Raw genomic sequence first — 21139 nt, forward strand, 5'->3', positions numbered from 1 at the left:
TATGGCGGGCTTTTTTTTCAGCGGATCCGGGATTTTCTGAAGGCGTGATACACCTCTATAGAACCAAAGACGATAATGGAGACAATGCCGCCCCAGAGAACCCAGTGTTCAAGGCGGAGCGAGGCATGGAAGAGTTCATCCATATAACCGGTAAAGTCCTTGTTCCAAACAGAGGAATTGCTGAAGATCAGGATGAAGGCGGCTAAGGATATGGCCTGTGAGGCTGCAGCCAGCCATGCCAATCCTTTCGTCCACTGTCCCTTCGCCCATTTAAAGAAAATCAGAACAAGCTCCACGGCAAGGGCAGCCAGAATAATAGGCCAATAGGAAAGCAGGATATCCTGCTGAAATACCGATATCCTGAATTCCAATCCGGCACCGCCTTGTTCATACAGCCCGATGATCCTATCTGCATTGAAATACAGGGCGGCGAAAATAATGGTCATGATCAGGCTCGCGATCGGCTCATGTTTCGGAATCCTTTTTTCCCTGCTGATCTGAGGGACGTTTTTCAGGTCATCCGGAGTCCACTTTTGAAGGCTGTCTGTTACCGGCTCCTGATTGTTTCCTTTGTCAGTCCGTTCGATGACGGCAAACACCAGTGTCAGCCAGAATAGCGTCTGGATGCCGGAGCTGATCATCCCCCAAATGCCAGTTCCAAAAACAGCGAGAATAATATCAAGCGCAGATTCGCCAGTGTCCCGGGCCATAATTTCCACAGCTGCATTAGCCAGGAATGCGATAACAGCCGCAATGGGCAGAATCAGCTTGATAAGATGCACGTAAACATCGAAATACCGCGGGCCGATCAGGTGCATCGGCCGGTCCATGTAATTCGCTGCCAGCCGCGCCGGGCTGCCCAGCTTTATGAGCACTTCTTTTATATCTTTCTCTTCATAATCATCCGGAAGCATATCCTCGATTGTCGAGCGAAGCTCCAGTCCGATATCCTCCCGCTTGCCTTCCGGAAGGCGGCGCACCACCTCCTGAATGTAAAGCTCAATCAGGTTCATCTTTTCCATCCCCTTTCAGCAGGCCGCGAAGGTCCTGTGTGCTTCGCTCCCACTCTTTTTTCAGCTCTCTGTAAACCTTTGTCCCGTATTCGCTCAGCACATAATAGCGCCGCGGCCTGCTTTCGCTCGTATCCCAGCTGCTTGTAACAAGCTCCTGCTTTTCCAGTCTTCTCAGGAGCGGGTACAGAGTGCTCTGCTCAATTGATATGCCGCCCGCCTCCAGTCTCTGCACCAGCGAATAGCCGTATTGGGGCGTATCCAGCTGGCTGAGCACAGCAAGCGTCAATGTCCCCCTCCTCAATTCCGTCATTAAACTGTTCAGCAATGAATCCATCGGCTTCACCTCATTGATCTCAAGTATTTCTGGGTTGTTTGCTATATATCATACAGTATACTACATACTATGCGATGTACACTATTGTTGATCACATAATATTGTTTTTTAAAAAAATTGAAACACCTGTCCCCCCCTTTTTGGGCAGAATTGCTATAATCAGGGAGACAGCTGGATAAGATTCAGGACATATGTCCGAAAGTTTATTTGTATAACAACCTCAAGTACGAACTGATAAAAAAATTATCATAAACGGGGTGAGCATATGAAAATTGGCATCATCGGCCTTGGAGATATCGCGAAGAAGGCTTATTTGCCTGTATTGTCAGAACAGGAAGGCATAGAGCTTGTGCTCTGCACGAGAAATGCAGAGACACTCTATCAGCTTGCAGACAAGTACAGGATCAGTGAAACTGCGGGCACTGTCGAGGAACTGCTCGAGAAGGGGATTGATGCGGCTATCGTCAGCACGGCAACTGAAGCCCATTTTGAAATCGCGCAAAAACTGCTTTTGCACGATATCCATGTATACATAGACAAGCCGGTTTCCATGAACTTTGAAGAAACCGAAAAGATTGTCAGTCTGGCCAAAGAAAAAGGCAAAATTGCCATGGTCGGCTTCAACCGCCGCTTTATCCCAAGGGTAAGGGAGCTGAAGGAGCATGGCAGGGCAAACCTGATCCTGATGCAGAAAAACCGTTTCTCTTCCCCTGATGCTGTAAGGAGATTCGTGGTGGAGGACTTCATCCATGTCGTTGATACCCTTCGTTTCCTCATGGATGAGCCGGTTAAGGATGTTACTGTCCAGTCAAAAGGATCTGGCGGCAGGCTGGACCACCTCATCGTTCAGCTGATCGGGGAAAGCAGCACCGCGGTCGGCATCATGAACCGCAATGGCGGGGTCACCGAGGAAACGATCGAATACAGCACCAGCCATGATAAATATGTGGTCAATGCCCTTGTCGAAACGGTCCACTATCATGACAAAAGCATTCAAGTGACCAAATTCGGGGACTGGGAGCCCACTCTCTACAAACGCGGCTTCTATCAGCTGATCGGCCACTTTCTCGACACTGTCCGGCAGAATAAAACCCCGGATCCCTCCATCGAGGACTCGCTCATCACCCATCAGATCTGCGAGAAAATTGTAAAACAAATTGATCCGGAGGCTTGAAGCTGATTCGGGACACGGGAGGCAGTTTATTCTCCCGCTTAGATTTAGAACGGATTTAAAAAGGAAAGCCGGAGACATTTGTTTCCGGCTTTTTATGCTGGCTCGATCTGGAACGCTGGTTTAAGCCGCATGGAAAATTCCTAGTTTGCTTTGACTGCAGCAAGGGAACGAGCCTTATAGAAACTATAAAGAGAGAGGGGCCCTCAATGAAGAATTACGCAAGATTTGGAGTGATGATCGCTGTTTCGACGATCATTATGTTTGGACTTATGTATTTGAATGTTTTTCAGCTCGATCATATTTTTTACAGCCAGACACGGGTGTATATGGCACTGATCATGGGATCGGCCATGGCCATTGTGATGCTGCTGTTCATGTGGAATATGTACAAAAATAAGCAGCTGAATTATATGATTTTAGCGGGAAGCGCCCTGGTATTCGCTGTTTCACTCTGGCTTGTCCGCAGCCAGGCTACTATCGAGGACACCGCATGGATGAAAGCGATGATCCCCCACCACTCAATCGCCATCCTGACAAGTGAACGCGCCAGCCTGTCGGACCCTCGGGTCAAGAAGCTATCTGAAGATATCATTGAAGCGCAGCGCAGGGAGATCGATGAGATGAAGAAGCTGATTGAGGATCTTGAGGAGAAGGAATGATTGAAATGGAAGCGGAACGGAGGGGATAGGTTTACTGCCCCAAATCTGACGGCGGGACAGTAAACCTGTGTTTTATGAGAAGAAAAACTAAACTCCGATAGAAAGACAATCAGAGCTGCAGAGGATATTGAAAAAGGACCTCTGCAATAATCTGAATCTGACTCCGTTCCTCCCCCGCTATTTCTTTAAATCAACTAAGATGTCGTCCAATACCAGTGTTTCTTCACCAATATAGGAACCATCTTCAGCCACTTCTTTATATAATCTGATATGGGGAGTAATTCTAAGCTTGGTTGCTTTCGGATCGAGCTTGCCGAATGTCTTGCTGAATCCGCGGGTTATCTTCTCTTCATCTGACCAGCCGCCATACACTTCACCATGATAAAGATTTCCCAGCTCATCCTTAATTTCGAGCTCCACATCCGCATTTTTCCGGCTGCTGCCGCCGTTCTCTGAAAGCAGCTGGCTGTAATAGACGATGAACGACATAGGGGTGAAGGTGATTTTATCAACCTCAACTTTAAGTCCGCCCTGTTCGATATGCTGACCGATGGTTTGAACGTTATTCTCCGTTGCTTTTAAATCAAGATCGAATTGCCAGTCACCTTTAATTTCCTGCTGTTTATTTTTAGTGAAGATGCTGGGCATATGCAGCTTAACGCTGACATCCTTCTTTTCAGTATAAGTATTAGTGGTAGCTGTGGTAATCCCTGCATAATGGCTGTTATCTACTTTCGACAGCTTTGAAAAGCCTGTCCATCCCTGTTCACCTTTGATAATCAGGAATGGCTCCACAAAAGGCTCCGTTTCCAGTTCATCTTCATCTCCCAGATCGTATTCACTTTCGATGGTATAAGTGATGGAAACTGTTTTGCCGTCGAATATCGCATCATTAAGGGTGACTTCGATTCCCTGGCTTTCTTTTGACAGAGCCACCTTAGTGGAATTTTCCTTATATCGATCATAAATTCCTGTTGTCCCGCCTTCTAAAAACCTGAATACATCCCCGACCACCGGGATATTGGCAGCATAAGCAGGGAACGCCAGACCGAATGTGACGACAGACAAACTTACGACTGCGGCAGCTGCGGCACTTTTTTTCCAGCCAAACTTTTTATTTCTGCGTCTTATAGACTTTTTCAGGCTGGTTTTATATTTCTGCTTTTCTAACTCATTCACTTCTATTTCCTCAAAATCATTTTCATCGATGCTGGCATCATTCAGCAATTCATATATATCCTTCATACAATGCTCCCCCCGATATTAAGATTTAGAGCTTTTTTATACAGTTTTTTCTTTCCCCGATGCAGCCGATTATCAACGGAGGAATTTGTCAGTCCCAGCTTAGCTGCTATCTCCTCTGTTTTTAAGCCAAGAAAAAACTTCATGATGAAAATATTGCGGTCAATAGGATCCAGCAGATTGATCAGCCTGATCAGCTCGGCTTTATCCTCTCTTACGACAAGCTCAGCCTCTGCTGAATTCTCCGTATTAGCTTCTGGAAACTCAGTGCTGTGCTCCACCCTTTTGCTGGCCTTTCGGTAGTAATCGATCGCTTTATATTTTGCAATGGCACAGACCCACTTTTTGAAGTCTGCTGCTGAATCACCCTGGAACTTTTTTGAATTACTCCATATGGACAGAAATACATCATTGATGCATTCTTCGGCCATTCCGCCGTTTTCCACCGGAGAAAGAACTTTTAATGTAATTCCTTTTACTAATGGCAAATACTGATCAATGATGTATTCCAAAGCGTCTTCTTTCTGACACTGCAGCCGCATAATGAAGTTATTTTCGTTGGACTTCATGTACATTCTCCTTGCTAGTTATCTAGAATCATTTATACCTTATATAACGAAGAAAGTAAGGGAATCTCTCATATTTTTTAAAAGACGGGCTGGCAGGTTCCTTGACTTAGATCGATAGAGCCTGGTCTTTAAAAAACGGAATCCTCTCCTTTATGGAAAGATTCCGTTTTTGTTTGGCAAAGCCTATTGTTATTCAGAAAATTTATAATTAAATATCGTTTCGTTTGTTTCCGTCCGCCATAGATTATATCCTAGTCTGTATAGCATTTTACCTTTTAAGACCTGCTCGTTTTTTGACCTCTTTTATATCCTTACATAATTGAGCTGGACTTGCGGGGAGTGCTTATCATGCTGACTGCCCCATCTCTCTGGCGGCCGTGGCAAGCATCAAGGACCTGGACACCAGCACCGTGATCACCGAAAGCACAAAGCCAAACGCTGCGCTTTAAAAAATGAAGAAGGAATTGCTCTGGCAGTTCCTTTTTTTAGAAAGAGAGGAATTATGAATGCTTATTTTATCTGAAAAAGAAATACGATCCTTTTATTCTATGAAAAATGCCCTCCAGGATATGAAGGACGGCCTGATCCTGCAAACGGAAGCCGAAGTCCTCAATCCGCACCGGACGGTCCTCGATATCCCCGAGCATGAGGCATCTGCACTGTATATGCCGTGCGCAATGCCTGCGGCTGGGAAAACAGTCGTCAAAGCGGTCACTATTTTCCCCAACAACCCTTCCATCGGCAAGAAAACGACCCAGGGAGTAATTCTGTTAACAGATGCTGTGAATGGCGACCATCTTGCCCTTTTGAATGCATCCTATCTGACCAGCCTGCGGACCGGTGCTATCAGTGGTGTGGCGACTGTGCATCTGGCCAAGGAAGATGCCCGGACTGCCGCCGTCATCGGCTGCGGAGCAATGGCAGAAGAACAGCTGCAGGCCGTCCTTGAGGTACGGGAGATCTCCAGCATCATCCTTTATAACCGCACACGGGAAAAAGCCGAGCGATTCGCCGAAAAAATCAAGGCGCTCTGCCCGGACTTTGATGGGAAGGTCACCATCGCTGAAGATGCTGACCGTGCAGCTGCCGCGGCGGATATCATCATCTGCGCCACCCGCTCTTCCACCCCTGTCTTCTCAGGGAAAGTGCTCAAGCCGGGCACTCATATCAACGGAGTCGGCTCTTATCAGCCGCATATGCAGGAAGTTGATGAAGAGACTCTGCTGAGATCCTCTAAAATTGTGGCTGATACGATTGAAGGCGTAAAAGAAGAGGCCGGTGACTTAATCATACCGGCAAATTCGGGGACATGGCGCTTTGATCAGCTGCATGGGGAACTCGGGGAGCTCGCGGCAGGTAAGATTTCCGGCAGAGAAAATGACCAGGAAATCACCTTTTTCAAATCAGTCGGCACGGCCTATTTCGACCTCGCCATCGCCAGTGCCGTTTATCAGAAGGCACTCGAACTCGGGGCAGGTGCCGAGGTGGATGTATAGCACAAAGAGGGGCAGGCTTACTGTCCCTCTTCGGGCTGTGCCTCCTCATCCCGGGCCTTCCGCAGCACCGAGTGGATCGCCTGCTCGGACTATGAATATCCCCCTATTTCGTGCCACACCGCAATCAAACGATTGAGCCAAGGGACCTGTCCCCCTGGCTCTCCAAGAACCAAGGGAAAGAACCAAGGGGACAGGCACCCTGGCCTACTTGCTCATTTCCCATTATTTCCTTACACTTGAGGTAATTGATTAGAAACGTGTGGTGATGGTTGTGTTTAAGATTTTGCTGATTGAGGATGACCGGTCTCTTTTTCAGGAGATGGAGGAACGGCTGGAACAGTGGTCGTATGAGGTGCACGGAATCCAGGATTTCAGCCTGGTGATGGAGGAGTTTGCGGTAATCAGACCTGATCTGGTGATCATTGATATACAGCTGCCGCGGTTTGATGGCTTTCATTGGTGCCGGATGATCCGGTCGGGCTCGAATGTGCCGATCATCTTTTTGTCGTCGCGTGACCATCCGACAGATATGGTGATGTCGATGCAGCTTGGGGCGGATGATTTTGTGCAAAAGCCGTTCCATTTTGATGTGCTGATCGCCAAAATCCAGGCGATCCTGCGGCGCGTCTACAGCTACAGTACGGATGAAGTGAAGCTGAAGACGTGGTGCGGCGCAAGCATCGACTTTGACCGGAGCATTGTAGAGAATGAATCCGGGCGTGTGGAGCTGACCAAAAATGAGATGTTTATCTTGAAGCAGCTGATTGAGCAGAAAAACAAGATTGTAACGCGTGACCAGCTGATCAGCAGCCTTTGGGACGATAAGCGCTTCATCAGCGACAATACACTGACCGTGAACGTCAACCGCCTGCGTAAAAGGCTGGAAGAGCTTGGGCTTGGCCGCTATATTGAAACGAAGGTCGGGATGGGCTATATGGCGGTGGAGGAGCAGAGCCAATGAAACTCCGTTTTTTAAGAGAGCGCCTCAGCTGGATCCTGTACTTCCTGTTTGCGCATGCTTTGCTGATTTTCATTTCTTTCGTCGATTCTGCCATCCCGCTGGATAGCATCCTGTATTTTGCCGGACTGTCCTTCATCTCATTCCTGATTTTCCTGGCAGTCCGCTATCAGCGGGAGGCTTCCTTTTATAAAAATCTGGAAGAACGATTAGGCGACCTGGATCCAGGCAGCATCCCCGCCCCCTCCAGCCCCTTTGAAAAGATTGTGGAAGAAGCGGTTTCCGAGCAGTCAGCACTCCTGAAAAAGGAGGCCCAGGAGCTTCATCTTTCCCTCGAGACAGAAAAGGACCAGCTGCTTGCCTGGATCCATGAAGTGAAAACACCGCTGACCGCCCTGCATCTGATGATTGAAAGACTTGAAGATGGTCCGCTCAAATCGAATCTTACCTATGAGTGGCTCCGCATCCACCTGCTCCTCGACCAGCAGCTTCACCAGAAGCGGATCCCGTTCATCGAGAATGACCTGTATATCCAGAAAGCCGACCTGGAGGAAATCATCCACCACGAGCTATTGACGATGAAAGCCTGGTGCATCCAGAAAGGGATCGGCTTTGATATCAGCCTTGGGGAGACAGAGGTGCTGACAGACGGCAAATGGCTGGCTTTCATCATCAGGCAGATTATGACGAACAGCATTAAATACAGCGATTCTGGCGATATTAAAATCAAAAGCTGGAAACAGAACGGGCAGACCAGGCTTGAAATCCGCGATTTCGGACGCGGCATCGACCCGAGGGACCTGCCCCGCATCTTTGATAAAGGCTTTACGTCCACACTCAAGCATGAAGACCATGCAGCAACAGGGATGGGACTGTATCTTTCAAAAAAGGCGGCCGCTCCGCTTCTTATTGAGATTGAGGTCCAATCCACCCTTGGGGAAGGTACTTGTTTTACCCTTTCTTTTCCAAAGAAAAATGATTTTTCCCAAGTGATCAGCATGTGACACGATTGTCACATGCTTTTCCTTTTTGTTCGTCTGCTGAAAGGATTTCCATCAGGGTTCTTTTTATAATGAGAGTATCAAGATTAGAGGAGGAAGCCTATATGGCGATTCTAGAAGCAATCAAGCTCCATAAAAGCTACGGAACGAAGCTGAACCGGCAGGAGGTGCTGAAGGGCATCGACCTGGCAATACACGAAGGCGAGTTCGTCGGCATCATGGGGGCTTCCGGTTCGGGAAAAACGACCTTGCTGAATGTTTTATCATCGATCGATAAAGCAACAGGCGGAACGATCCGGATCGAGGACAAAGAAATGACCATCCTGAAGGAAAAGAAGCTGGCCGAATTCAGGAAGAACTATCTCGGCTTTATTTTCCAGGATTATAATCTCCTGGACACACTGACGGTAAAGGAAAATATCCTGCTGCCGCTGTCGATTTCAAAGGTGGCGAAAAAGGAGGCCGACAGCCGCTTCAACGCTATCGCCGAAGAGCTCGGCATCCTGGAGCTGAAGGATAAATATCCGAATGAGATCTCTGGCGGGCAGAAGCAGCGCACCTCGGCAGCCCGGGCTTTCATCCATGAGCCGAGCATCATCTTTGCCGATGAGCCGACAGGCGCCCTTGATTCAAAGTCAGCCGCAGACCTTCTGAACAAGCTTGGTGGACTGAACGAAAGCCGCAGGGCGACGATCGTCATGGTCACCCATGATCCGGCAGCGGCGAGCTACTGCAGCCGCGTGATTTTCATCAAAGATGGGCAGATCTACACGCAGCTCAACAAAGGAGAACAGACAAGGCAGGCTTTTTTCAAGGACATCATGAAAACGCAGGCTGTGCTGGGCGGTGTGCAGGATGAGCGTTAATAGTCTGATTTGGAAGAATCTCAAAAAGAATGTGAAAAACTATTATCTGTACATCTTTGCCCTCGTATTCAGCGCAGCTTTGTATTTCGCGTTTGTCACCCTGCAGTATGACCCGGCGATGGATGAGGTCAAAGGCTCCATCAAGGGAGGCGCCGGGATGAAAGCAGCCTCTGTTCTTCTTGTGGCCATTGTGGCAGTCTTTCTTGTGTACGCCAACAGCCTTTTTACAAAAAGGCGCAGCCGGGAAATCGGCTTATTTCAGCTGATCGGCATGACAAAAAGCCGGATTTTCCGCATCCTGACGGCAGAGAACTTCCTGCTCTATTACGGCTCCCTCCTCATCGGCATGCTGGCCGGGTTCCTGGTTTCCAAGCTGATGATGATGATCCTGTTCAAGATTACGGGTGTCGATGATGTCGCTGAGCTTTATTTTTCAAATAAGGCCCTCGTGCAGACCATCATCGTCTTCACTGCCATCTACCTGCTGATCATGCTGGTGAACTATCTGTTCATTAAAGGGCAGAGCATCCTGTCTCTCTTCAGGGTGCAGTCGTCCGCTGAAGAGAAGGTCAGGAAGATGTCTGTATTTAATATCATCATCGGCATCCTTGGCATCATCCTGATTGCCTCCGGCTATTATGTATCAGGCATCCTGTTCGAAGGAGACTTCACCTCAATGCCAGCGCTGTTCGGGGCAATGATTTTCATCCTCGGATCCGTCATTCTCGGCACCTATTTCTTCTATAAAGGCTCGGTCAGCTTCATCATCTACCTGATCCGGAGGAAAAAGGACGGATATTTGAATGTAAAAGAAGTGCTGTCTCTTTCATCCATCATGTTCCGGATGAAATCGAATGCGCTGCTGCTGACGATCATTACCACGGTTTCTGCGCTGGCGATCGGATTGCTGTCACTCAGCTATATCTCTTATTATTCGGCTGAAAAAATGGCGCGGGACAATGTGCCGAATGATTTTTCCTTCACCGTCAAGGATAGTGCTGAACAGTTCAAGCAGGAGCTTGATTCTAAAAATATCGAGTACAAGGAAAAACGGATTGAAGTAGTCACAGCCTCTATCGATGTTAAAGATATCCAAGGGAAAAAGCTGGAGGAAATGAATTTTGATACCGATAAGATGGACTTGCCGGTCATCAGTGAGAGCTCGGCGGGGAAATGGGACCTTAATGAAAATGAGGTCATTTTTACAGGCTACAGCGACGTTCTTCAAAGGTTCATGCCCTTGAAGGATTCGGGAAAGGTTGAGCTTCTTACCCAGGAAAATGGTATCCCGCTTCAGTACATCGGACTGGAAAAAGACTATCTTCTCCCTCTTTATTATACGAAAGGCGGCCTGCAGACAGCGGTTGTGGATGATGCTGTGTATGAGCAGCTGAAGGCAGAGATGGAACCCGGGCTGCAGGATAAGCATGATGTGTATATCGGCATTGATATCAAAGACCAGAATCTTATCAATGAAGCCAATGCGGCCTTCCATACGCTGGAGCTCGGCAAAAGCGGGGAAAATGATTCCCAGCTCGATGTAATGCTAAGCCAGAAAAGCAATATGGGACTCATAATGTTCATCGTCGGCTTCCTTGGACTTTCCTTCCTTGTCACTTCCGGCTGCATCCTCTATTTCAAGCAGATGGGCGAAAGCGAGGACGAAAAGCCGAACTTCACGATCCTCCGCAAGCTGGGATTCACCACAGGAGATCTCATGAAGGGCCTCCAGGCCAAGCAGCTGTTCAGCTTCGGGATCCCGCTTGCGATCGGCCTTGTCCACAGCTACTTCGCCGTCCAGTCCGGCTGGTTCATGTTCGGGGCCGAAGTATGGACACCCATGATCAGCGTCATGATCCTATACACCATCCTCTACTCCATCTTTGGCGTACTATCTGTCCTGTACTCCAAAAAGGTCGTAAAGGATGCGCTATAAGCGAGCCAGGGGGCCGGCGGGCCAGGGAGCCGGCGGGCCAGGGGGTCAGACCCTCCGGCTCAAAACCGCTGCCCGACCAAAGTGAGCCAGGGGGACAGACCCCCCGGCTCAAAACAGCTGCCTGACCATGTAAATCGCCATTGCCCAGATGATGAGCGCGGAGATTTTGTTCATCAAATAGAGGATTTTCCCGTTTTCATCGATTTGGCCGAGCATTCTGCCTGCGAAGGCCAGACCCAGAAACCAGATCCATGAGACGCCGATGCAGCCCGCGGAAAACAGCACTTTCTCATAGCCCTCATATGCCAGAGAACTGGTTCCAATCACACCGATCGTGTCCATGATGGCATGGGGATTCAATAAGGAGACTGAAGCGGCGAAGGCAATCTGGCGCATTGCCGTGAATCTTCCCTCCCCCTCTCCTGCAGCAGGCTCCGGCCTGCTTTTCCACATCTGCCAGCCCATATAGGCAAGAAAAAGGGCTCCTGCTACAAACAGCAGGAGCCGCAGCCATTCAAAGCTGAAAACGATGATTGATACACCGGCAACAGCCAGTGTGATCAGAATAGTATCACATATCCCGGCTGTCACCACCGCCGGCAGCGCCCCTGTAAATCTTTTATGTACAGCACCCTGATTAAAGATAAACACATTCTGAACGCCAAGCGGAAGGATCAGGCCGAAGGCGAGAATGATTCCGTGAAGAAGCACTTCCAATTCATTTCCTCCTTTGCTTTGCTATTAAGAAAGAGGAAGTTTCAAGCCAATTTGTCATAGCATTAACTTGTACTGATCTTTATTTAAATTCTATTTATACTTTAATTTTGAACCTGTACAGCGCCTATGTAGCGTTATACAATTTTAAAATCTCCGAGATGTAAATTTAAAGGTATACTTCTCACTTCTAAAGTAAAGTTCTGTATATTCGAATGGAGTTCCATCCTCTAGATAGGCTCCTACATTCATCTTTAGACAGGAATGGTCTTTCATGTGGAGAATCTCCCTTAAATCCTTATTTGGGCTATGAGGAGAGATTTCACCTTGGCTTTCCTTTATGAGATACCCTTTCCCCTCGATGTAATCATACTTTGAACGGGTCATGACCTCTACAGATAGGTCCGGAAAGAGGGAAACTGGCATATAGGTTTCTTCCAAAATCAGCGGTTCTCCATCCACACTTCTTAATCTTCTAATAAAAAATACTTTCTCTTCCTCCAGTATTTTTAACTTATTTCTTATTTCTGCTTTTGGGACTTGCATAGAGAATTCAAGCACTTCATTGGAGGGAATATGGTTTAACCCTTTCATTTCTTCAGTAAATCCCTGAAGGCGGTAAATATCATGTTCGATCTTCGGCTGTTTGACGTACGTTCCGCTTCCACGGATTTTATAGAGAATCCCTTCATCCACCAGCAGCTTTATTGCTTGTCGAATGGTCACTCTGCTCACTTCAAAAGCTTCCGCTAATTTTTGTTCTGAAGGGATCGCATCATCTTTATCCAGGTTTTCCGATAAAATTTGTTTTTTAATTTGATTCGCTACTTGTTTATATAAAGGATTATTCATATTCTCTCCTTTTCCGTCTAACTAGCTATAAATATGTCTAATACAAATATAAAACAACACAGCTTATTTTTCATCTAAATTAAGAGGATAAAGAGATTGAAATATAAGAATATTATAAAATTGTGTTGAATATATTTTAAATTAGTATTATATTTGTATTAATAAATGAACAACAGGGAAAGGAGCACTGCATGCAATGCAAACGCAACGAGTAGTCATAGCCGGAAGTGGAAGCACTTATACAATGGGGATGATGATGAGTTTGATTAACGAAAAAGCCAATTTCCCATTAAAAGAACTCGTTTTCTACGATATTGATGAAAAACGCCAAGAGAGAAATGCCAAAGCAACAGAGATTCTGATGAAGGAACGCTATCCGGAGCTGGAATCTTTTACGTATACCACTAATGAACAAGAAGCGTTCCAAAATGCAGACTTTGTATTCGTGCAAATTCGCACCGGCGGGTTGGTAATGCGAGAACAGGATGAAAAAATTTCGCTTTTACACGGGGTTGTAGGACAGGAAACCTGCGGACCTGGAGGGATGGCTTATGGCTTGCGTTCCATCAGAGATATGATTCAACTGGTCAAAAGTGTACGTACCCATGCTCCTCATGCTTGGATCTTGAATTATACCAATCCTGCTGCCATAGTAGCGGTGGCATTGAAGGAAGCATTCCCTGATGAAAAGAGACTAATGAACATCTGTGATATGCCCATTGCCATTATGATCAGCTACGCCAAGATACTTGGGCTGGATGTTTGGGAGATAGTGCCGGAATATTTCGGATTAAATCACTTCGGATGGTTTACGAAAATTTATGATAAACAAGGAAATGATCATACAGAACTTCTTAAATCCAGGATCATCAATGATGGATTTGTTCCGGAAGATCAGGAAATTGCGAATGATGTTTCTTGGCAAAAAACGTTTGAGCAGGCGAGAGAAATGCTGAAGGATTTCCCGGAATTTCTTCCGAATACGTATCTTCAATACTATTTGTATCCAGACAAGATGGTAGAAAAAGAGGATCCGGAACGGACGAGGGCAAGACAAGTAATTGAAGGCCGACAGAAGCGTGTGCATACACTATGTGATGAGATTATTGAAAAAGGAAGTGCTGAAGGTTCAGACCTTCATGTCGATATCCATGGTGTCTTTATGGTAAAAGCAGCAGCGTCAATAGCTTACAACTTGAATGAACGCTATATTGTGATTGTAGAGAACAATGGAATCATTTCTAACCTCCCCAATGATGCAATGATAGAGGTGCCGGCTTTATTGACCGCGAATGGCCCGAAGCCATTTGCGATTGGAGAAATCCCGGTATTTTACAAGGGATTGATAGAAGGCCAGTACGCATATGAAAAACTTGTTTCAGAAGCTTTTTTTGAAAAAAGCTACCAGAAATTAGTGCAGGCATTAACGTTGAACCGGACAGTCATTTCGCCGGTAAAAGCAAAGGCCATTTTGGAAGATATGATAGAAGTCAACAAACCTTACTGGCCGACTTTGAAATAGCACTATTAATATGGACAGCAGGCTTTTAAAAAGGAGGCATTACGATGAAAAAATTGATTATCAATGCAGATGATTTCGGCTATTCAAGAGGCGTGAATCATGCCATCATTGACTGCCATCAAGAAGGAGTTCTGACATCCACTACATTTATGTCCAATATGCCCGGGGCTGAGCATGCCGCTGAACTGGCAAAAGAAAACCCAGGGCTTGGGGTTGGCGTACATCTTGTAATGACATGCGACCGGCCATTGTTAACAACCCATCGGACCATTGTTGATGTCCATGGAAACTTCAGGTCATTAGCTTTTTACAAAGGCGCATTTACGATTGATTATGAAGAAGTGTATGCAGAATGGAAAGCCCAAATCGAAGCTTCCCTATCCTTTGGACTGACACCGACTCATTTAGACAGCCATCATCATATCAATTCATTTGGAGAATTTCCTAAAGTTTTTATACAACTGGCGAAAGAATACGGTTTACCTGTTAGAAAGAATATGGATGTTCCTATCGGTTTGAAAACAACCGATTCTTTTTCTTACTTAATTGAAACCGCTTTAAAAAATGAAAAATCTCTTCAAGACTTGTTCGAATCTGGCAGCTCCGCTGAAGTGATGTGCCATCCAGCATACTTAGACAAAAAGCTGATGTCCACCTCTTCTTTTACTTATCCCAGAATAGACGAAGTGGAGTTCCTGACCCATCCTGCCATCAAGGAGTTGATCACTTCACATTCAGAAATCAAATTAGCTACATTTAAAGACTTGTAAGAACACAAAGGGGGAGAAATATTCATGAGAAGTTTTTTGCAAAAGCTGGGGAAGTCACTGCTGATTCCAATTGTTGCTCTACCGATTGCAGGATTGCTATTGCGTTTAACAGCACCAGACTTATTGAATATTCCATTGTTCCAGGCTGCAGGGGTCATTTTGGCACAAATGGATGCGCTTATTGCAATCGGTATCGCAATGGGCCTCGCCAAGACCAAAGATAAAGGAATACCTGCACTAACTGGGTTTTTGGCCATCAATGTTCTTAAAGAAGGTTTGAAAATCATGGATCCGGATCTAAACATGAGTGTGTTCGGCGGGGTCATGGCGGGGCTGGTTGCTGCATTTATTTATAATAAATTTAAAGATACAAAGCTGCCGAATATGTTTGCTTTTTTTAGCGGCGAGAAGTTTCCCATTACCGTAATTATTTTTACAATGATTCCAATAGCAGGTCTCATGTCAATAATCTGGCCTTATGCCCAAATGGGAATTGATTCATTTAGTAAAGCCCTGGTAGGTATGGGAGCTTTCGGTGTATTCCTCTTTGGTTTCCTGAACCGATTTCTCCTGCCGTTTGGCCTGCACCATGTCCTGAATACGTATGTCTACTTTGGTCTTGGTGATTATGAAACACCTTCAGGAGAAGTTGTCCACGGTGAAATCACTCGCTTTTTAAGCGGTGATCCATCTGCCGGCTATTTCATCGGAGGATTTTTTGTGACCATGATGTTCGGTATTCCTGCCATTGCATTGGCCATTACACGGGCAGCTAAAAAGCGGAAACAGGAAACCAAAACCCTCATGACTTCAGGAGCAGCTACTTCGTTTATAACAGGGATTACAGAACCAATTGAGTTTACATTCCTATTTACTTCACCACTGCTGTACTTCATTCATTCTATATTCACAGGTTTGGCAGGCGCCATTCTTTACCTCCTCCATATCAGACTTGGTTTTTCCTGGGGAGCAGGTGTAATCGACTTCATATTAAACTTAAGCTTATCAGATAAAGGACTTCTCTTCATACCTGTTGGGCTCGCATTCTTCGCCCTGTATTACTTCACTTTTTATACCCTGATCGTAAAGAAGAACATTCCTCTTATGGGCCGTGAAGAAGATGTAGCATTTGAAGCTGCGGCGACAAAAGAAGAGAAAGAATTGATTTTATCCCATTCTAATCTTGAATACATGGCGAAAAAAATACTAGAAAACATCGGCGGAAAGGAAAATGTTATTTCCAATGATCATTGCATGACACGCCTTCGTTTAGAGTTGAAGGATGTAAACAAGGTCAATGTCGAAAAAATTAAACAAACAGGTGCCCACGGAGTCATCAAAGTAGATAACCGGAGTGTCCAGATTGTCATCGGCTCCCAAGCTACAACTATTAAAAATGAAATGGATAAGTTTTTAGAAGAGGAAAATTAATACTTCACACCCCCTGTTCATTTAGGGGGTGTTGTTTATTAGAGAGGTGCATTGTAGGTAAAGATCACATACAAGTAATCATCCCCCAGGCAAATGTGTTGAAAGAGGAATACCCTATGAAAGAAATTCTGTCTTCCCAACTGCCTTTCTCCCCGGGCCAAGGGACCTGACCCCCCGGCCCAAATTATCAACATTACTAAGGTAACGCTGATTAATTGAAAATCACCTGCTGACCGGGACAAAAGAAATTAAATTAGCCTCACTAGGGATTCCCCTAGGGCGGAAGCTATTTTAAAACAGCTTTGGCCACGCCTATCGCTTGACAAACCCCACCTCAATATATAATAATTTATATCTGATTATAATAATTATAGATAAGTAATAGTGACGTCCTATGGGCATACTATTATTTTCTAAAAAAAAATATTTAGGAGGATTTTCAAATGTCTTTAATTGGAAAAGAAGTACTGCCATTCTCAGCAAAAGCGTTCTTTAACGGTGATTTCATCGATGTAACGGAAGAAAACTTCAAAGGAAAGTGGAGCGTTGTCTGCTTCTACCCTGCAGATTTCACTTTCGTATGCCCGACTGAGCTTGAAGACCTTCAAAACGAATATGCAACTCTGAAAGATCTTGGAGTAGAGGTTTACTCTGTTTCTACAGACACTCACTTTACACATAAAGCTTGGCATGACCACTCAGAAGCAATCGGCAAGATCGAGTATGTGATGATCGGCGACCCATCACAGAAAATCACTCGCAACTTCGACGTTCTTGACGAAGAGGAAGGCCTTGCAGACCGCGGTACTTTCATCATCGATCCAGACGGCATCATCCAGACAGTAGAAATCAATGCAGGCGGCATCGGCCGTGACGCAAGCACAATCGTGAACAAGATCAAGGCTGCCCAATATGTACGCAACAATCCAGGCGAAGTCTGCCCTGCTAAATGGCAGGAAGGCGGAGAAACACTTAAGCCAAGCCTTGACCTTGTAGGAAAAATCTAAGGAGAGAATTTAAATGGCACTAGATGCAGATATAAAAGCACAGTTAGCTCAATATCTTCAATTAATGGAAGGCGAGGTCCTGCTTAAGGTCAGCGCAGGCTCTGACGACGTCTCCCGCGATATGCTGGCACTGGTAGACGAATTGGCCTCCATGTCATCCAGCATTAAGGTGGAAAAAGCAGAATTGCATAGGACACCAAGCTTTAGTGTGAATCGGATCGGTGAAGATACAGGAGTAACTTTTGCCGGTATCCCTCTAGGACATGAATTCACTTCCCTGGTGCTTGCATTGCTGCAGGTCAGCGGAAGGGCACCTAAAGCCGACCAGAAGGTTATTGACCAGATCAAAAACATCAAAGGCGAATATCGCTTTGAATCATATATCAGCCTGAGCTGCCATAACTGCCCTGATGTGGTACAGGCACTCAATCTGATGAGCGTTCTCAATCCAAACATCACGCATACGATGATTGACGGCGCCGCTTTCAAGGAAGAAGTCGAAAGCAGGGACATCATGGCTGTTCCGACCGTCTTCCTGAACGGCGAATCCTTCGGCAGCGGCCGCATGAGCCTGGAAGAGATTCTTGGCAAAATGGGCAGCGGCCCGGATGCCTCCGAGCTGTCTGATAAAGATCCTTACGATGTCCTTGTTGTCGGCGGCGGCCCTGCCGGTGCGAGTGCTGCGATCTATGCGGCACGTAAAGGCATCCGCACCGGCATTGTAGCCGAGCGCTTTGGCGGCCAGGTCATGGATACTCTTGGCATCGAGAACTTCATCAGCGTCAAGCACACGGAAGGCCCTAAGCTCGTTGCAAGCCTTGAGGAGCATGTGAAAGAGTACGACATTGATGTCATGAATCTCCAGCGCGCAAAGAGCCTGGAAAAGAAAGACCTGATCGAGCTTGAACTTGAGAACGGCGCAGTGCTGAAAAGCAAGAGCGTCATCCTTTCAACAGGTGCACGCTGGCGCAATGTCGGCGTTCCTGGCGAAGCCGAGTTCAAAAACAAAGGTGTAGCGTACTGCCCTCACTGCGACGGCCCGCTCTTTGAAGGAAAAGATGTTGCCGTCATCGGCGGCGGAAACTCCGGAATTGAAGCGGCAATCGACCTTGCCGGCATTGTCAAGCACGTAACCGTACTTGAATTCAATCCTGAGCTGAAGGCCGATGCTGTCCTCCAGGACCGCCTGTACAGCCTGCCTAACGTAACAGTCCTGAAGAACGTCCAGACAAAGGAAATCACCGGTACTGATAAAGTGAACGGCATTTCCTATGTTGACCGCGAAACAGGAGAAGAGCATCACGTCGAGCTTCAGGGCGTCTTCGTCCAGATCGGCCTGATACCGAACACGGACTGGCTCGGTGACGAGATCGAGCGTACACGCTTCGGCGAAATCATCGTGGACAAGCATGGCGCGACCAGCCTCCCTGGTGTATTTGCGGCCGGCGACTGCACTGACAGCGCCTATAAGCAAATCATCATCTCTATGGGATCCGGCGCGACTGCTTCCCTCGGCGCGTTTGATTATCTGATCCGCCACTAAAACGAAAGCCGCTTTGCTGTTACAGCAGAGCGGCTTTTTTTTACGTTGAGCCCAATGAAAAAAGCTGACCGGCATTAAACCAATCAGCTTATCCACTCCATCACCCGGCAGACAGCTTCCCTGCCACTTTCTTCTTCCTTTTCCCTGGTTCAGCCCAAAGGTACGAAAGGCCAACCGAAAGGACGATCATCAGGGCAGCAAAGTAAAATGGATAATCATAATCCACATCAAACAGCATGCCGCCGATGATGGGACCCAATACATTGCCAACGCTTGTGAACATCGAGTTCATGCCGCCGACAAAGCCCTGTTCATTACCTGCGATTTTCGATAAATAGGTAGTGGCAGCCGGCCTGATCAAGTCAAAGCCGACGAAAACTGTCATCGTGACCATCATGATGGCCGCATAAGAGTTCACCATCGTCATCATAAATACGAGTAAAGCAGAAAAGATCAGACAATAGCGGATCAGGCGGATTTCACCGAGCCATATCGTAAGCTGGTTAAAAAACACAATCTGGACGATGGCGCCAAGAATCGCTCCCCCTGTAATCATGATCGCAATATCCTTCGGCGAAAACCCGAATTTGTGGTCTGAAAACAGCGAGAACAGCGACTCAAAGGACGCCAGGCCGAAGGCAGAGATAAGAATGATCACAAAAGGGATGAAATAGATTGGTGCGAAAACCCGCTTGAAGCCTGCTCTCTGCGCCCCGGCTTTCTCTGTTTCCCCGTTTTCCGGATTCCGCTCTGGCTCTTTCAGCGTAATTAAGGATAAGATCGCCGCGCCTAATGCAAAAGCTGCCGCAAAAAAGAATGGCAGCCTTGTGTCGATTTCAGCTAGAAATCCGCCGATGGCCGGGCCGATGATGAATCCTGTCGAGATGGCTGCAGACATATAGCCAAGTGCCTTTGGCCTGGACTTGATAGTCGTAATATCGGCGATGAACGCTGTGACCGCAGGCATGATAAACGCCGCGCTCACCCCTCCGAGGATGCGGGAGACAAACAAAGGGGCAACCGACTGTCCCAATGCGAACAGCAGCTCAGAGGCACTGAAAATGAACAGGCCGATCACAATCATCCGCTTCCTGCCGAACTGGTCTGCCCATCTTCCCGCAATGGGCGACATAATCAGCTGGGCGCCGGCAAAGGCAGCGACCATATAGCCGACAACCGTCCCCGAAATATTCAATTCATTCATAATGGCAGGTGTAACAGGAATCACAAGGCCAATCCCTAAAAAGGCAATCAGCAAATTCATAAGCAGAATAGCCAAAGCAATATTATTTCTTTTCATACCTCTTCCTCCTGTAAGTATCATGTCCTGACGGGATCACTGGATACCCCTCTCCAATAGACATGCCAGGAAAATTCAAGCTTCTCCTGGACCCTGGATGCATCACCTGTCAACAGTTCAAAAAACAAGCCATCCAGCACACCCATATAGGCTGCTGCGGCCGTTCTCGCTCCCACACCACTGTCAATCCGGCCGTCCGCTTTTCCCTTCCCGGCAGCAAGGATTAGGATTTCCTCCAAATGATCGACATACTTCCGGCCAAATTCCTCCGCCTCTTTTGACAGATGGGCAGGCTGGAAAAACAGCATCCGTAATAAAAACTTCGTAAAGTCATCTTTCCCATAGCGGTCGCGGTATTTTAAAAGAAAACCATAAAGGAAATCCTCCAGCCGGCTCTCCTTGTGGGTTTCCGCATAGTCATCCAAAAACTTCAGTTCGTCTGCCAGCACATCATCAGAAACTTTCAGCAGCAGCTCATCTTTCCCTTTGAAATGTGTATAAATGGACTGCTTCTTAATGCCGACTTCCTCTGCAATATTTGCCATTGATGCACCTTCATAGCCAAATTGGGCAAAATGCTTGAGAGCAGTCATCTTAATTCTTTCGCTGGTCAGCTCAACTGCCACAGCCGCCTCACCTTCCTAACGTTCGTTAGTCTTATTTAACACTGAAATTGGCGGAAAGTCAACTTCCTGATTTGAGTGAACTCCTCCTTCTGAAAAAAGAAAAGCCGCCTGTATTGGCAGCTTAAA

20 protein-coding genes are annotated in these 21139 nt (G+C 46.8%); 12 read left to right on the plus strand and 8 right to left on the minus strand.

Features of this window, described 5'->3' with window-relative positions; genetic code table 11:
• Positions 1-17: 17 nt before the first annotated feature.
• Together AC4E8B_RS23640 and AC4E8B_RS23645 are read right to left on the minus strand one after the other, a co-directional pair.
• On the minus strand, positions 18-1013 hold the full coding sequence (locus tag AC4E8B_RS23640) for an HAAS signaling domain-containing protein (protein WP_490215989.1): 996 nt from the start codon (positions 1011-1013) through the stop codon (positions 18-20).
• Positions 1000-1347, minus strand: coding sequence for a PadR family transcriptional regulator (locus tag AC4E8B_RS23645; RefSeq protein WP_490215991.1), 348 nt, complete (start codon positions 1345-1347; stop codon positions 1000-1002). The genes AC4E8B_RS23640 and AC4E8B_RS23645 overlap by 14 nt, the downstream gene beginning before the upstream one ends.
• 265 nt (positions 1348-1612) lie before the next feature.
• On the opposite strand from AC4E8B_RS23645, the gene AC4E8B_RS23650 reads away from it, so the two are divergent.
• Both AC4E8B_RS23650 and AC4E8B_RS23655 read left to right on the plus strand, forming a co-directional pair.
• The gene (locus tag AC4E8B_RS23650; protein ID WP_490215992.1) at positions 1613-2521 is read left to right on the plus strand and encodes a Gfo/Idh/MocA family protein; all 909 of its coding nucleotides are present in this window, start codon (positions 1613-1615) and stop codon (positions 2519-2521) included.
• 206 nt (positions 2522-2727) lie between these two features.
• Entirely contained in the window at positions 2728-3180 is a 453-nt protein-coding gene (locus AC4E8B_RS23655) for a DUF305 domain-containing protein (RefSeq protein ID WP_490215993.1), read from the plus strand.
• A gap of 177 nt (positions 3181-3357) precedes the next feature.
• On the opposite strand, the gene AC4E8B_RS23660 is transcribed toward AC4E8B_RS23655, so the two are convergent.
• Together AC4E8B_RS23660 and AC4E8B_RS23665 are read right to left on the minus strand one after the other, a co-directional pair.
• The gene (locus AC4E8B_RS23660) at positions 3358-4425 is read right to left on the minus strand and encodes a DUF4179 domain-containing protein (RefSeq protein ID WP_490215995.1); all 1068 of its coding nucleotides are present in this window, start codon (positions 4423-4425) and stop codon (positions 3358-3360) included.
• Positions 4422-4991 (minus strand): sigma-70 family RNA polymerase sigma factor, encoded by a 570-nt coding sequence (locus AC4E8B_RS23665; protein WP_490215996.1) that lies wholly within the window; start codon positions 4989-4991, stop codon positions 4422-4424. Before AC4E8B_RS23665 ends, AC4E8B_RS23660 begins: the two co-directional genes overlap by 4 nt.
• Before the next feature lie 506 nt (positions 4992-5497).
• Between AC4E8B_RS23665 and AC4E8B_RS23670 the strand changes: the two genes are divergently transcribed.
• The 5 genes from AC4E8B_RS23670 (at position 5498) to AC4E8B_RS23690 (ending at position 11248) form a co-directional block, all read left to right on the plus strand.
• A complete protein-coding gene (locus AC4E8B_RS23670; RefSeq protein ID WP_490215998.1) occupies positions 5498-6487 on the plus strand; it encodes an ornithine cyclodeaminase family protein in 990 nt (329 codons plus the stop codon).
• A 271-nt stretch (positions 6488-6758) separates the two neighbouring features.
• Positions 6759-7448, plus strand: coding sequence for a response regulator transcription factor (locus AC4E8B_RS23675; protein ID WP_490219870.1), 690 nt, complete (start codon positions 6759-6761; stop codon positions 7446-7448).
• Positions 7445-8449, plus strand: coding sequence for a sensor histidine kinase (locus AC4E8B_RS23680; protein ID WP_490215999.1), 1005 nt, complete (start codon positions 7445-7447; stop codon positions 8447-8449). Before AC4E8B_RS23675 ends, AC4E8B_RS23680 begins: the two co-directional genes overlap by 4 nt.
• Positions 8450-8550: 101 nt before the next feature.
• Positions 8551-9312, plus strand: coding sequence for an ABC transporter ATP-binding protein (locus AC4E8B_RS23685; protein WP_490216001.1), 762 nt, complete (start codon positions 8551-8553; stop codon positions 9310-9312).
• Positions 9302-11248 carry an FtsX-like permease family protein gene (locus AC4E8B_RS23690; RefSeq protein WP_490216002.1) on the plus strand — a complete coding sequence of 649 codons (1947 nt, stop codon included), beginning with the start codon at positions 9302-9304 and terminating at the stop codon, positions 11246-11248. Before AC4E8B_RS23685 ends, AC4E8B_RS23690 begins: the two co-directional genes overlap by 11 nt.
• 108 nt (positions 11249-11356) lie before the next feature.
• On the opposite strand, the gene AC4E8B_RS23695 is transcribed toward AC4E8B_RS23690, so the two are convergent.
• Positions 11357-11965, minus strand: a complete 609-nt coding sequence (locus tag AC4E8B_RS23695) for a LysE/ArgO family amino acid transporter (RefSeq protein ID WP_490216003.1) — start codon at positions 11963-11965, stop codon at positions 11357-11359.
• Positions 11966-12109: 144 nt separating this feature from the next.
• Positions 12110-12814 carry a GntR family transcriptional regulator gene (locus AC4E8B_RS23700; RefSeq protein ID WP_490216005.1) on the minus strand — a complete coding sequence of 235 codons (705 nt, stop codon included), beginning with the start codon at positions 12812-12814 and terminating at the stop codon, positions 12110-12112.
• A gap of 196 nt (positions 12815-13010) precedes the next feature.
• On the opposite strand from AC4E8B_RS23700, the gene AC4E8B_RS23705 reads away from it, so the two are divergent.
• The 5 genes from AC4E8B_RS23705 (at position 13011) to ahpF (ending at position 19087) form a co-directional block, all read left to right on the plus strand.
• The gene (locus tag AC4E8B_RS23705; RefSeq protein WP_490216007.1) at positions 13011-14336 is read left to right on the plus strand and encodes a 6-phospho-alpha-glucosidase; all 1326 of its coding nucleotides are present in this window, start codon (positions 13011-13013) and stop codon (positions 14334-14336) included.
• A gap of 44 nt (positions 14337-14380) precedes the next feature.
• Positions 14381-15106 carry a chitin disaccharide deacetylase gene (gene chbG, locus AC4E8B_RS23710; protein ID WP_490216008.1) on the plus strand — a complete coding sequence of 242 codons (726 nt, stop codon included), beginning with the start codon at positions 14381-14383 and terminating at the stop codon, positions 15104-15106.
• A gap of 24 nt (positions 15107-15130) precedes the next feature.
• Complete coding sequence (locus AC4E8B_RS23715; protein ID WP_490216009.1) at positions 15131-16537, plus strand: PTS transporter subunit EIIC; 1407 nt, start codon at positions 15131-15133, stop codon at positions 16535-16537.
• A 443-nt stretch (positions 16538-16980) separates the two neighbouring features.
• Positions 16981-17544 (plus strand): alkyl hydroperoxide reductase subunit C, encoded by a 564-nt coding sequence (gene ahpC, locus AC4E8B_RS23720; protein ID WP_129613196.1) that lies wholly within the window; start codon positions 16981-16983, stop codon positions 17542-17544.
• A gap of 13 nt (positions 17545-17557) precedes the next feature.
• Positions 17558-19087, plus strand: coding sequence for an alkyl hydroperoxide reductase subunit F (ahpF, locus tag AC4E8B_RS23725; RefSeq protein WP_490216010.1), 1530 nt, complete (start codon positions 17558-17560; stop codon positions 19085-19087).
• Positions 19088-19187: 100 nt separating this feature from the next.
• On the opposite strand, the gene AC4E8B_RS23730 is transcribed toward ahpF, so the two are convergent.
• Both AC4E8B_RS23730 and AC4E8B_RS23735 read right to left on the minus strand, forming a co-directional pair.
• Positions 19188-20387 carry an MFS transporter gene (locus tag AC4E8B_RS23730; RefSeq protein WP_490216012.1) on the minus strand — a complete coding sequence of 400 codons (1200 nt, stop codon included), beginning with the start codon at positions 20385-20387 and terminating at the stop codon, positions 19188-19190.
• 20 nt (positions 20388-20407) lie between these two features.
• A complete protein-coding gene (locus tag AC4E8B_RS23735) occupies positions 20408-21013 on the minus strand; it encodes a TetR/AcrR family transcriptional regulator (RefSeq protein ID WP_490216014.1) in 606 nt (201 codons plus the stop codon).
• Positions 21014-21139 lie beyond the last annotated feature (126 nt).

This window comes from Bacillus sp. SRL543 (assembly GCF_984799205.1).

Coding starts and splice junctions, on each gene's coding strand:
- ahpC (WP_129613196.1), top strand. CDS start 16,981: ATGTCTTTAATTGGAAAAGAAGTACTGCCATTCTCAGCAAAAGCGTTC.
- AC4E8B_RS23660 (WP_490215995.1), bottom strand. CDS start 4,425: ATGAAGGATATATATGAATTGCTGAATGATGCCAGCATCGATGAAAAT.
- AC4E8B_RS23650 (WP_490215992.1), top strand. CDS start 1,613: ATGAAAATTGGCATCATCGGCCTTGGAGATATCGCGAAGAAGGCTTAT.
- chbG (WP_490216008.1), top strand. CDS start 14,381: ATGAAAAAATTGATTATCAATGCAGATGATTTCGGCTATTCAAGAGGC.
- AC4E8B_RS23705 (WP_490216007.1), top strand. CDS start 13,011: ATGCAAACGCAACGAGTAGTCATAGCCGGAAGTGGAAGCACTTATACA.
- AC4E8B_RS23680 (WP_490215999.1), top strand. CDS start 7,445: ATGAAACTCCGTTTTTTAAGAGAGCGCCTCAGCTGGATCCTGTACTTC.
- AC4E8B_RS23685 (WP_490216001.1), top strand. CDS start 8,551: ATGGCGATTCTAGAAGCAATCAAGCTCCATAAAAGCTACGGAACGAAG.
- AC4E8B_RS23640 (WP_490215989.1), bottom strand. CDS start 1,013: ATGAACCTGATTGAGCTTTACATTCAGGAGGTGGTGCGCCGCCTTCCG.
- AC4E8B_RS23690 (WP_490216002.1), top strand. CDS start 9,302: ATGAGCGTTAATAGTCTGATTTGGAAGAATCTCAAAAAGAATGTGAAA.
- AC4E8B_RS23700 (WP_490216005.1), bottom strand. CDS start 12,814: ATGAATAATCCTTTATATAAACAAGTAGCGAATCAAATTAAAAAACAA.
- ahpF (WP_490216010.1), top strand. CDS start 17,558: ATGGCACTAGATGCAGATATAAAAGCACAGTTAGCTCAATATCTTCAA.
- AC4E8B_RS23730 (WP_490216012.1), bottom strand. CDS start 20,387: ATGAAAAGAAATAATATTGCTTTGGCTATTCTGCTTATGAATTTGCTG.
- AC4E8B_RS23645 (WP_490215991.1), bottom strand. CDS start 1,347: ATGGATTCATTGCTGAACAGTTTAATGACGGAATTGAGGAGGGGGACA.
- AC4E8B_RS23670 (WP_490215998.1), top strand. CDS start 5,498: ATGCTTATTTTATCTGAAAAAGAAATACGATCCTTTTATTCTATGAAA.
- AC4E8B_RS23655 (WP_490215993.1), top strand. CDS start 2,728: ATGAAGAATTACGCAAGATTTGGAGTGATGATCGCTGTTTCGACGATC.
- AC4E8B_RS23715 (WP_490216009.1), top strand. CDS start 15,131: ATGAGAAGTTTTTTGCAAAAGCTGGGGAAGTCACTGCTGATTCCAATT.
- AC4E8B_RS23665 (WP_490215996.1), bottom strand. CDS start 4,991: ATGAAGTCCAACGAAAATAACTTCATTATGCGGCTGCAGTGTCAGAAA.